The following is an 11541-nucleotide window of genomic DNA, read 5'->3' as shown; positions in this document are numbered from 1 at the left end:
GCTCGGTGATTCGACACCAACGAGCTGTTCAGGAGGCCCTGTTCGTATGCGTCCAGCGCCCCGCGATCACCCGATCGGGACTCCCGTTCGACGCACATCTCTCAAGATCGAAAAGAGAACAGCTTCTGAGGAAGGCCAGGCGTACGGTGGCGAGGCTGGTCCCTTCCTGGTCCGCGATGTCCTGGAGCGACAGGTGGTCGTGCTCGTACCAGGTGCGCCATTGTGCGATGCGGGTGGCCGTGTGCTGGGTACGGCGGAATCGGGGCGGGCTCCAGTCGACCGGGTGCCGGGACGGAAGGTAGATGACGTGCGCCGTGGTGGTGTTCAGCGCTTGCGCGACCCGGGCGACGGCGAAGACGCCCGACTGCGGGCGTCCGAGAGTTCGGTGCCCTGTTCGGGCTCTCGGTGAGAGACCTCATGGGGCGATGAAAAGGATGGGCTCGATGCCGCGTTGGAACTATCACGAGTTCCCGGCGCCTACCAAGGCAATTGCTCTGGGTGACATGCTGGCAAGCGGACATGCCGGCAGTGAGGTGGAGTACCAACTTGGGCGGCTCCTGGTCAGCTCGAACACCTCGCGCCTGAATCACGCCAGCTCGTTCTCCACGGATGACGACGAGGAGTTCATCGAAGACTGGGCCGACGCGACTGACGGCTGGGATGCGGTCAAGGAAGCTTGCCGCCGACTGCTGATGGCCGGGGAGACCCTGGACAAGGAGCGCCGGGCGCTCCGTGCGCAGCTGGCCGCGGCAGGCCGCCCGAAGCGGGAGGCGCTCAGAGAACTCGCAGCCGACCGACCGCGGCGCGATGCCCAAGCCGCGTTGGCTCAGGCGCTGGGCGACCTGGCCGACCTTTATGCCAAGTATCCGGTACCCCGAACCTCAAGGGGTCATAAAAGGTGAGAAGCCGCATCTTGACCAAACGTGATCACTTGGTTCCTGCCGGTCAGGCATGGTTTCGCTCTGGTTGAGGGAGGCATCGCGACGTCTTGTGTCCGCTTCATGGTCGAGGGGTGCGCGGTGGCGTCGGTGCTGGGAATGCTGGAGAAGGCGGGAGACGGCCGCCCCGCGTGCGGGTGGAGGGCTTACGGAAGGGCGTCGAGGGACGACCCTGCTACGAGGAAGGAGGAACAGAGGGTGAGTCAAGTAGGTGGCCCGTCCGATTCGTCCGGTTCACCGAGAACATCCTCACCGAGGACCAGGGCGACGTCGCCGACGTCCTGCGCCAGCTGGAGGCCGCGGGGATGCGGCAGGCGATGGAGGCGCACCCGGCGCACCGCACCACCGCGTAGCCGCACCGCCGGGACGGCGGTGGTGCGGTCCGGCTCGCATCCCGGCGCACATCCCCGGCGGCACATCCGCTCCACCGGAACCACCGCATCGCACCGCTCCACCGTGGTGCGCTCCACCGTGCCATCGGCTGCCCGCCGGGCGCCGATACGACGCGTAGGACACAGGGTGGCCACCACAGCCCGCTGCCGCCACCACCGCGGCCGGCGCCGCACTCGACCTCGCCGCGACCGTCCCGGCCCAGGCCGCCGAGTACTCCTCGGCCCTGAAGATCAAGGGCGTCCAGTACGACGCTCCGGGCCGCGACTCCAACAGGTGCTCGGGCGGCAACACGCGTCCTTCCCCTGCGGAGCCTGTCGAGCAGAGAACGCGGTGGGTGTGCCGGATGACCAGCGCTTCGAGTCCGTACGCCATGCGGGGTGATCGCAGACGTGCGCGAAGCGCCACGTAGGGGTTTCCCGTGCGCGCCGGGAGGCCAGTGCGCGAGCGAGGGGTTGCTCTTCCGGCCCGGCCGACTTGGCGCAAAAGGCGACCGCTCGGGTCGGCCGGTCCAACGGCGGTGAGTGACGGCGACAGGCGGGCTGCCGCGTCGCCGGACGCGGCAAGCCGCCCATTTTGGTCACCGCCGGACGGCGGCCGTCACGAGCAGTGGTTCACCGGACCGTGGTGACCCGGTGTTCGGCGCGGGCCGCGCAGTTGGAGCCGGTGATCTGGATGCTGACGTTGCCGATGCTGCCGCCCCAGTCCACGCAGTGGGCCTTGCCGTAGACGTAGGTGGGGCCGGCGTACGAGGTGTACCTCCCGTAGTCCTCGTCGTAGGTCTCGGTGTCGGGTACGTAGATCCACGCGGACATGTCCGTCGCGGTGCCGGGGGTGCTGCGAATGGTCGCGACGCAGTTCTTGCCGTTGGCGGAGTTGTAGGTGAGGTAGACGGTGCCGCGCGAGCCGACGGCGGCGGAGTTGACGGTCTTGTAGCCGCTGCCGCAGACCTTCTCGGGCGTGGTGTTGGGAGTGGCGGACGCGGGCGCGGCGAGCGCAGTCGCGGTACCCAGGGCCAGGGCCGTCACGGCGGTGGCGGACAGGATGGAACGCGTGATGGGCATATTTCCCCCTTGTAGCCGTAGGAGTTGTTTGCTCCTGTCTGGTGTGACCACGGGCAGAGGGGATTGGTTGTGCTTCGGACGCGTACTTCTTCTCAATTCGTCTGCGGCAGACTGGCGTTCGAATGAATGTGTCTGGCATCCGGCTGGTGCGGCTGATCGTCCGGTGAGGCCGGACAGGCCTGCGGTGATGCCTGGCCACAGGCTGTCCACGCTCTCGACAGAGAGCCGGCGGCGGGGAAACGCTCACAGCCACCTGCGGGCAGTCGCCGACCTGGTCCGCGTCGCGACTCGTCTTGCAACCCGCACGACGAGGGCAGCCACCACCAAGCGGGCAACCATCCTGCCCCAGAAGCGGGCCGGCCTCCCCTCACACACCGCGGCGGAGCGGCACCCGCCTTAATGTCACGGAGGCTGAAGGGAGCACCAGGTCACCGTTTCAACCGGTGACAGGCCTGGCTCGTGGCTCCCTGACGGACGACGGCACGGGGCGGACCTCGCTTCGCCCTGCTATTCTGGACGACCGCGTAGACCGTCCAGCGAGGAGTCACAGACGTGGTGGGTGAAGACGACATCTCCGGGTGAGATCCGGATATGACGGCCACCGGCCGGCGCCGCGGAGCGCTGCCGAGGTGGTCCGTCTAGTCGTACCCTTTTCCCCGCGTCTGCCCCGGGCAGGGATCACGCTCTGCCCTCAGTCACCCAGAGGCCTCCTCTCATGTCCGACGCCGCCATCGTCTGTTCGAACCTCTCCTTCACCTGGCCCGACGACACCCCGGTCTTCCACGACCTGTCCTTCTCCGTGACACCCGGCCGCACCGGCCTGGTCGCCCCCAACGGCTCCGGCAAGTCCACCCTGCTCAAGCTGATCGCCGGGGAGCTCAAGCCGCTCACCGGCTCGGTGTCGGTCAGCGGCACCCTCGGTTACCTCCCGCAGAGCCTGCCGCTGACGGCGCACCTCACGGTCGGCGAGGTGCTCGGCGTCGCCGAGGTGATCCGTGCGCTGGACGCCGTGGAGTCCGGCGACGTCGACGAGAAGCACTTCACCACCATCGGCGACGCCTGGGACATCGAGGAGCGCACCCGCGCCCAGCTCGACCGTCTCGGCCTGGCCGACCTCACGCTGGACCGCAGCCTCGCCACCCTCAGCGGCGGCCAGGTCGTCTCCCTGGGCCTGGCCGCCCAGCTGCTCAAGCGGCCCGACGTCCTCCTCCTCGACGAACCCACCAACAACCTCGACGCGGACGCCCGGCACAAGCTGTACGACGTCCTGTCGGACTTCACCGGATGCCTGCTCCTGGTCAGCCACGACCGCGCGCTGCTGGACCGCATGGAACGCATCGCGGAACTCGGCAGCGGCGAACTGCGCCTGTACGGCGGCAACTTCACCGAGTACGAAGAGGCGGTCCGCGCCGAGCAGGAGGTCGCCGAGAAGAACATCCGCAGCGCCGAGCAGGAACTCAAGCGCGAGAAGCGGGAGATGCAACAGGCCCGCGAACGCGCCGAGCGCCGGGCCGGCAACGCCCAGAAGAACCTGAAGAACGCCGGTCTGCCGCGGATCTTCGCGGGGAACATGAAGCGGGGCGCGCAGGAGGCCGCGGGCAAGTCCGGCACGATGCACGCCGCCCGGGTCAGCGAGGCCAAGGCCCGCCTGGACGAGGCCGGCCGCGCGCTGCGCGAGGAGGCCAGGCTCAGCCTGGAGCTGCCCGACACCCAGGTGCCCGCCGGACGCAACCTCTTCCTCGGCGAGGGCATGCAGGTGCGGCTCGGTGACGCGGACGTGTTCGCCGCGAACGGCGTCGACCTGTCCGTCCGGGGTCCCGAGCGCATCGCGCTGACCGGCCCCAACGGCGCCGGGAAGACCACCCTGATGCGGCTGATCACCGGTGACCTCGTCCCGGACAGCGGCGAGATCAAGCGCAACGACGGACGGATCGCCCACCTCTCGCAGCGTCTGGACCTGCTGGACCTGGACCGGACGGTCGCGGAGAACTTCGCCGAGTTCGCCCCGGAGCGGCCCGAGGCGGAGCGGATGAACCTGCTCGCACGGTTCCTTTTCCGGGGACCGCGCGCCCACCTGCCGGTCGGTGTGCTCTCCGGCGGCGAGCGGCTGCGCGCCACCCTGGCCTGCGTGCTGTGCGCGGAACCGGCGCCGCACCTACTGCTGCTCGACGAGCCGACCAACAACCTGGACCTCGTCAGCGCGGGCCAGCTGGAGAGCGCGCTCAACTCCTACCAGGGCGCCTTCATGGTGGTCAGCCACGACGAGCGGTTCCTCGCCGAGATCGGGATCAGCCGCTGGCTGCGACTGGCCGACGGGACGCTGAAGGAAGCGGCGGCCCCGGTGGTGTGAGCCGCCGACGTGTGACGTGGCCCGCGTCCGAGGCCCTGCGCCCGGCGGGCCGACCACCGATCACGGAGGACGGACCGACCGTGCCCCAGCCCGCACTTCTCGCCCACGACCTCGTCCGCGACCTGGGCGGACGCCGGGTCCTCGACGGCGTCTCGCTGACCGCCTCCCCCGGTCACCGCATCGGCCTGATCGGGGAGAACGGCGTCGGCAAGTCCACTCTGCTGCGGGTGCTCGCCGGCGTGGACGAACCCGACGCGGGCAGCGTCACCCGCCCCGCCGACCTCGGATTCCTGCACCAGGAGATGCCCTTCGAGGCCGGCACGACCATCGCGGCCGTCCTGGACGAGGCGCTGCGCGAGGCCCGGGAGGACCTCGCCGAGCTGGACCGGCTCGGCGGGGAACTCGCCCGGGTCCCCGAGGACGACCCCGGCCACCAGGACGTCCTCGACGCCTACGGCAGGCGCCTCGAACAGGCCCAGGACCGGGAGTCCTGGGACGCCGACCGCCGCGCCGCCCTGGTCCTGGACGGTCTGGGCCTCGGCGCCGTGGGCCACGACCGCACGCTCGGCTCGCTCTCCGGCGGGCAGCGCGGCCGGCTCGCCCTGGCCGCGCTGCTCGTCCGGAGGCCCTCCGCGCTGCTCCTGGACGAGCCGACCAACCACCTCGACGACGGTGCCGCCGCCTTCCTGGAGGAACAGGTCCGCTCGCTGCCCGGAACCGTCGTGCTCGCCAGCCACGACCGGGCGTTCCTCGACGCCGTCTGCACCGACCTGATCGACCTCGATCCGGCGGTCGACGGCCCCGTCCGCCACGGCGGCAACTACAGCGCCTACCTGTCCCAGAAGCACGCGGAGCGGGAGCGCTGGGAGCGGCGGTACGCCGAGGAACAGCAGGAGCTGGAGGAACTGCGCACGTCGGCGGGGGTGACCGCGCACCGGGTGGCCCCGGACCGGGGCCGCACCGACAACGAGAAGATGGGCTACGGCCACCGGGCGGGCCGCGTCCAGAACTCGATCTCCCGCCGGGTGCGCGACGCCACCCGGCGGCTGGAGGAACTGGAGCGCGTCCAGGTCGCCGAGCCGCCGCGCCCCCTGCGGTTCGCCGCCGGTGACCTGGCGGCCAGGGCGGAGGAGGGTCCGCCGCCGCTGATCGCCCTGCGCGGCGTACGGGTGCCGGGGCGGCTCGCGCTGGACGGGCTGGAGGTGGCCGCCACCGACCGGCTGCTGCTCACGGGCGGCAACGGGGCGGGCAAGTCGACGCTGCTGGCCGTGCTCGCGGGTCAGCTGACCATCACCGGCGGCGAGGTGCGCAGGCGGCGCCGGCTGTCGGTGGGGCTGCTCACCCAGGACACCGTCTTCGAGCGGCCCGAGCGTACGGTCCGCGACACCTACGAGGCGGCTCTGGGCGCGACCCGGGCGGAGAAGGTGCCGCTGGTCTCGCTCGGCCTGCTGCACGAGGCCGACCTGGACAGGCCGGTCGGGCGGCTGTCTGTGGGGCAGCGCCGTCGGCTGGCGCTGGCGCTGCTGGTCGCCCGCCCGCCGCAGTTGCTGTTGCTCGACGAGCCGACCAACCACCTCTCCCCCCGCCTGTGCGACGAGCTGGAGGACGCGCTGGCCACCGGGCCGGGTGCGATCGTGGTCGCCAGCCACGACCGCTGGCTGCGCCGCCGGTGGTCCGGCCGCGAGATCCGGCTGGCCCCGGGCCACGACCGGGAACAGGAGGCGGCACCGGCCCGGCCCTGACACCCGCCCCCCGCCCGGGGTACCGTACGTCGACCCGTCACCGGCAGCGGCGCGCGAGAACCGGGCGGGCCCCTCTGACCAGGGGAACTGGCCCGCACGGCCACCTGATGGCCATGTAGACGTGCTTCAGGGCGGCCTGCTCGTTCGGGAAGCGGCCGCGAGTTTTGACCGCCCGGCGGACAGGGGCGTTCACCGACTCGATCGCGTTGGTGGTGCAGACGATGCGGCGGATGGATCCCTGTCGGAGCGCAGGAACGGAGTGAACTCCTCCCACGCGTCCTCCCACAGCTTCGCGTCGCCGGACACGCCTGGGCGCACGCCACCCCTGTTCTGCGCCCAGGGGAAAGAATCGACGGGTCGATCTCCATGCAGTGCGGTAGGTGATGGAGAAGGTACTCTCAGTGACGACCCGACATGGAATGAGGTGGTAAGTCATGACTGCTGCACCCCGGATCGACGTCTCCACCTCCCTGCGCGAGAGCGGGGCGGAACCCACCTCCGAGGAACTCGCCAAGGTGGCGGCGACCCTCCCCTCTGACGTCCTCTTCACTGTCCCGCTCGGCTCTGCGGGCGGCCGTGAGCCCGATGCGACCTGGTCACTGCCCGGCGGCCGCGCGACCGGCACGGCGGCCGTCTACTACGCCAACGGCCGTACGCACCTGCAGAAGCCGTTCCTGTTCGCCGACGGCTTCAGCTACGGCCCGAGCAACCTGCCCGCGCTCTTCGACTACTTCAACTCCCCGTACGAGGACGGCCGGCCGGGCTTCTTCGACCAGCTCCTCGCCCGCGGCGTCGACATCGTCCTGATCGGCTTCGCCGAGCGACACACCCACATCCAGCACAACGCCGAGGTCGCCATCCAGGCGATCAGCCGAGCCATCGCCGAGCGCAACGGCTCCGAACCGCTGACCGTCGGCGGCGTCAGCATGGGCGGCATCGTCACCCGCTACGCGCTCGCCAAGATGGAGAACGACGGCTCCGACCATGAGACCGCCACCTACCTCTCCTACGACTCCCCGCACAACGGCGCCTGGATCCCTCTGATCCTCCAGCAGCTCGCCTACTTCTTCGAGAAGCTTGCACCCGCCGAGCCGTCCCAGGCCGCGCTGATCCGCAGCCCCGCTGCCCAGCAGCTGCTCTGGGCCTGGGTACCGGACGCCAAGTACTCGGGCGAGGTCGCCACCGCGAGCGACCTGCGCAAGGACTTCGTACGCGAGCTGGCCGACCTCGGCAACTTCCCCCGCCGCCCCCGTCTGCTCGGCGTCTCCAACGGCCGCGGCGACGGTGTCGGCCGCCCGCTGCCGGCCGGCGAGACCGCCTTCGACTGGCAGGCGCTCGTGGCCAGCGCCACTGCCCGCTTCCAACCCGACCACGGGACTGACCAGAGGATCGGCGGTATGCACGCCGGCCTGGAGCTGCGCCGCTCCACCACCACCGATGTCCCGGCCCTGGACGGCGTGCCCGGCGGCACCCTGGACTCCTTCGGCAAGGTCGCGGACGCGCTCAAGGCCAAGATCAGCGAGGAGCACCACAGCGGCGCCTTCGTCCCTGCGGTCAGTGCGGCCGCCCTCAAGTACGACCCGATCGCGTGGGACATCGATCCGAACCTCAGCATCCTCGACGAGAGCCTCGACCGTTTCCACCTGGACGACGTCGCCTTCGACACCGACAACACCCCGCACAGCGCAGTCTCCGGCGTCCTCGTCGACTGGATCATCGACCGCCTCTCCTGACCCCGCCGACCCACCCCTGGGGATGCGCCCTCGCGCTGGTCAGGAGCACCCCAGAGGTGGCGCCGCCCAATCCGACTTCACTGGCAAACGATCCAGGTTCGATGCCAGAGGACACTTGTGACCACGCAGCCTTGTTGGCAAGTAGCGCCGCAGGTTGTCGCTGGTCCGAGGGAGGGACTGCTGCAGGGTCGGGTGACAGCGGGGTGTACTCGACGGGGGGGCAATCGGGCCAGGCGTCTCTGACGCCGGCGTCGGTGGTAGGTGCGCTCGATCCAGGTGACGATCTCGATCCGCAGCTCCTGGCGGGTGGCCCAGGCACGGCGGTCGAGGACGTTCTTCTGCAGCAGCGCGAAGAAGCTCTCCATGGCCGCGTTGTCGCCGGCCGCACCGACCCGGCCCATTGAGCCGACCAGGTCGTGACGTGCCAGAACGGACACGAACTTTCCTGAGCGGATCGGAGTGAACCAAGCATCCGGCGACCTGGCCGCGGCGGGCCACCGCGGATTCCAGCGCGTTCACCGCGAGACGGGACTTCATCCGGGCGTCGATGGAACAGCCGACGATGCGGCCGGAGTACACCTCCTTGACGGCACACAGATACAGCTTGCCCTCGCTGGTGGGGGGCTCGGTGATGTCCGTCAGCCACAACCGGTTCGGCCCGTCGGCGGTGAAGTCCCGCCGCACCAGATCATCATGGACAGGCGGCCCGGCCTTGGCGTTCTTGCCGCGGCCCCTGCGCTTGCCGGAGGCACTCCACCAGCCGTTGTACCGGCAGATCTGCCAGGCGGTCCGCTCGGCCATCGGCTCACCGGCGGCCCGGGCCTCGACGAGAAGGAAGCGGTGACCGAACTCGGGATCGTCGCGGTGCGCGTCGAACAGGGCGTTGGCCCGGTATGCCTCGGCGAGCTCGGACTCTGTGACCGCTGAGGCCAGCCACCGGCAGTAAGGCTGGCGGCCCAGCTTGAGCACCCGGCACGTCACCGCCACCGGTACCCGGTGAGGGGCAGCGGCGGCGGCCAGCTCGCGGACGAGCGGGTACTCATTTTGACGGCAGTTTCGCCTGCGACAGATACGCCGCAGCCCTCGGCAGAACCTCGTTCTCCTGCTCCGGCAGCCGGATGCGCTTGCGGGCCTCACGCAGCTCGGCCGACCCACCCGACGCCGCTGCGGGCCTGGCGCCCTCGGCGGTGTCGGCACGGCGCACCCACTTCGACAGTGTGATCGGGTGGATGCCGAAGTCGGCGGCGATCTGTTCCAGCGTGACGCCGGGCTCGCGGTTGCGCGCGACCCGCACGACATCCTCGCGGAACTCCTTCGGATACGGCTTGGGCACTGCAACGGGCTTCCAGGCCGCCTCTCGGCAAGCCAGGTCAGGTGTCACTTATCCGTGCAGCAGTCCCGGATCTCCTGCCCTGGCTCTGCAGCGGGCCTGTTCATTGTCCTCGGCGAGCGTGGGTTCTTCTCGACCAGCGGTGATTACGCACTGTCGGACGACGACCTGGAGACGAAGCCCCTGCTCCCTGCCGACCCCATCGGCCTGACCGGCATCGGTCGCCGTCTCCATGGCGTCGCGCTTGCCGACGGTCAGTCAAGGCAGCACCTTGAAAACCAGGGTGCCACCACCAGGGTGCCACCACGAGAACCAACGAGAACCGCAGCGACGGGATACGGCCAGGTGACAGGGGCAACCCTTGCGAGGGAACAAGTGCCAGCCCCACATGGCTGGACCAAGACCCACACCGAACAGCAAGCCGTCGGCTGAGTGCCTCTTTTCCAAAAGGGCAGGTCGTGAGGTAGCCAATTTGGGGGGGGTCATGCGGTGAGGGCGCCACCGACAAAGGTTCGTTCCGGCGGTGACGCCACGAGTTCGACCATGGTGCCGGTGCGGAGGTCATCACCGACGACACGCGTGATCGCCTCGGTGAGCACGGTGCCGAGGCGCGCGGTGATCTGGACGGCGTCGGGGCGGTCGAAGACGCCAGCGCGGACACCCAAGATCACCGAGGCGTTTGTGTCCACGGCCTTGCCGCCCTGCGCGAAACGGCCTGCAGGGACTCCGGCCAGGCGGATGCTTACGAGGTCGCGGGCCCATTCGCCATAGACGTCGACGATCGCGTCGGTCAGTGCGGCGACGAGCATGGGTTCCTTACCAGCCAGTCTGTTCTCTGGAAGGTGAACGGTCAGATGCGGCATAGTGGACCTCATTCCCTTTGAACACAAAGCCTTTGCTTTTAAAGGTATCTGGAAGAGGTAGCTGATGTCCACGGAATCGGACGGTCCAGCCGTGGACGAGGCCGTCCGCACCCTGCTGTTGCTCATGCCGCGGCTCGTCGGCCGCGCCAAGCGCCTCCCCATCCCTCCGGCGCTCCAAGGCCTGGACCTGGCACCGCGACATCTCGCGCTGCTGGCCCACCTGGAGTACGACGGTCCCACTAGCGTCAACGACCTGGCCGCTCGGCTGGAGGTGGCCCCGACGACCGTCAGCCTCATGGTCAGCGAGCTGTCACGGCTGGGCGTCCTGCAGCGCACTGCCGATCCCGCCGACCGGCGCCGCCGCATCATCGCCATCGCCCCCGCCTACGCCACACCGATCGGCGAATGGCTTTCTGGCAGCGCCTCTGCCTGGGAATGCGTCATGCGCGGTCTCGACCCCGCAGAACGCGCCACCGTAATCACCGCCCTGCACGCCTACGAAGCCGCCTTGGAGCAGGCGGGCGATCTACATCGGAACACGCAGCTGCGTTAGCGGGCTTGGCGGAGTCGGCATAGCGCGGCCTGCTGCCACAGCCGCTCTCGCTTCTCACCAGCATTTGCCCGCCTCGAAATCGCTGACCGCTGCCCGAACCAACTGCCAAACGCTGGTGCTTCTCGCCAACGAAGCCACCACCGCCTGCGATTCCGCCTGTTCTCCGCGGCCGCCCAGCTCGTCACGACCGGCCGACGCAGGATTCTCCGCCTCGCCCAGCGCTGGCCCTGGACCGGCGAGACCACCACTGCTCTCGAACGGCTCGCACTCCTGATCACCCCCGGCTGACCAGCGACTTTCCACCGTCCCGACGACAACATCGCCCGCCCCGGGCAGTGGAACCCGGCGCCCACCCGACGCGACAACCGGGCCGCCGGCCTGCCCACCATCAGCTCCGGAAAGCGCGAGGGTCCACCGACTCCGTCGGCGGACCCTCGCGAAAGATCGGGGTTAGCCTCGCCGTTTCGGTTGGGGCGATGAGGTGTCGTTGAGGGGGAACTGCCGGGTGGCTGACGCGTTTTCGGTGTTGGGACATGGTGGAGACCCGGCGCGGTGGTCGGGTTCTCCAAGGTCCTTCG

At 69.7% G+C, this 11541-nt stretch carries 9 protein-coding genes and 4 pseudogenes; 9 read left to right on the top strand and 4 right to left on the bottom strand.

Going from position 1 to position 11541, the window contains the following annotated elements; translation table 11 throughout:
- Positions 1 to 443 precede the first annotated feature (443 nt).
- From RM812_RS39210 to RM812_RS39200, 3 genes and pseudogenes are all read left to right on the top strand, one after another.
- Positions 444 to 902, top strand: a complete 459-nt coding sequence (locus RM812_RS39210) for a hypothetical protein (protein ID WP_311585285.1) — start codon at positions 444 to 446, stop codon at positions 900 to 902.
- Positions 903 to 1075: 173 nt separating this feature from the next.
- Positions 1076 to 1291 carry a hypothetical protein gene (locus tag RM812_RS39205; RefSeq protein ID WP_311585283.1) on the top strand — a complete coding sequence of 72 codons (216 nt, stop codon included), beginning with the start codon at positions 1076 to 1078 and terminating at the stop codon, positions 1289 to 1291.
- Positions 1292 to 1476: 185 nt separating this feature from the next.
- Positions 1477 to 1626: pseudogene (locus RM812_RS39200) on the top strand (lamin tail domain-containing protein); the annotation flags it as partial.
- A 316-nt stretch (positions 1627 to 1942) separates the two neighbouring features.
- On the opposite strand, the gene RM812_RS39195 reads toward RM812_RS39200, so the two are convergent.
- Positions 1943 to 2392, bottom strand: coding sequence for a spore-associated protein (locus RM812_RS39195; protein WP_311585281.1), 450 nt, complete (start codon positions 2390 to 2392; stop codon positions 1943 to 1945).
- A 715-nt stretch (positions 2393 to 3107) separates the two neighbouring features.
- Between RM812_RS39195 and abc-f the strand changes: the two genes are divergently transcribed.
- Together abc-f and RM812_RS39185 are read left to right on the top strand one after the other, a co-directional pair.
- A complete protein-coding gene (gene abc-f, locus RM812_RS39190) occupies positions 3108 to 4742 on the top strand; it encodes a ribosomal protection-like ABC-F family protein (protein ID WP_311585279.1) in 1635 nt (544 codons plus the stop codon).
- An 80-nt stretch (positions 4743 to 4822) separates the two neighbouring features.
- Complete coding sequence (locus RM812_RS39185) at positions 4823 to 6484, top strand: ABC-F family ATP-binding cassette domain-containing protein (RefSeq protein WP_311585277.1); 1662 nt, start codon at positions 4823 to 4825, stop codon at positions 6482 to 6484.
- Between the two features lie 103 nt (positions 6485 to 6587).
- On the opposite strand, the pseudogene RM812_RS39180 reads toward RM812_RS39185, so the two are convergent.
- A pseudogene (locus tag RM812_RS39180) lies at positions 6588 to 6775 on the bottom strand (transposase); the annotation flags it as partial.
- 143 nt (positions 6776 to 6918) lie between these two features.
- Between RM812_RS39180 and RM812_RS39175 the strand changes: the two are divergent.
- The gene (locus RM812_RS39175; protein ID WP_311585275.1) at positions 6919 to 8217 is read left to right on the top strand and encodes a lipase family protein; all 1299 of its coding nucleotides are present in this window, start codon (positions 6919 to 6921) and stop codon (positions 8215 to 8217) included.
- Between the two features lie 215 nt (positions 8218 to 8432).
- Here the strand turns inward: RM812_RS39175 and RM812_RS39170 are convergent.
- Positions 8433 to 9550, bottom strand: a pseudogene (locus RM812_RS39170) (IS3 family transposase); the annotation flags it as partial.
- Between the two features lie 54 nt (positions 9551 to 9604).
- Between RM812_RS39170 and RM812_RS39165 the strand changes: the two are divergent.
- A complete protein-coding gene (locus RM812_RS39165; protein ID WP_311585273.1) occupies positions 9605 to 9979 on the top strand; it encodes a hypothetical protein in 375 nt (124 codons plus the stop codon).
- Positions 9980 to 10029: 50 nt separating this feature from the next.
- Here the strand turns inward: RM812_RS39165 and RM812_RS39160 are convergent, their stop codons facing one another.
- Positions 10030 to 10482 carry a tautomerase family protein gene (locus tag RM812_RS39160; protein ID WP_311585271.1) on the bottom strand — a complete coding sequence of 151 codons (453 nt, stop codon included), beginning with the start codon at positions 10480 to 10482 and terminating at the stop codon, positions 10030 to 10032.
- On the opposite strand from RM812_RS39160, the gene RM812_RS39155 reads away from it, so the two are divergent.
- Positions 10475 to 10963 (top strand): MarR family winged helix-turn-helix transcriptional regulator, encoded by a 489-nt coding sequence (locus RM812_RS39155; protein WP_311585269.1) that lies wholly within the window; start codon positions 10475 to 10477, stop codon positions 10961 to 10963. The genes RM812_RS39160 and RM812_RS39155 overlap by 8 nt on opposite strands.
- Before the next feature lie 138 nt (positions 10964 to 11101).
- Positions 11102 to 11251 (top strand): annotated as a pseudogene (locus RM812_RS39150) (IS1380 family transposase); the annotation flags it as partial.
- Positions 11252 to 11541: the final 290 nt, after the last annotated feature.

Origin of the sequence: Streptomyces lancefieldiae (assembly GCF_031845825.1) — a bacterium.
Taxonomy (GTDB): domain Bacteria; phylum Actinomycetota; class Actinomycetes; order Streptomycetales; family Streptomycetaceae; genus Streptomyces; species Streptomyces lancefieldiae.
This window is presented reverse-complemented; position numbering and strand designations above follow the sequence as displayed.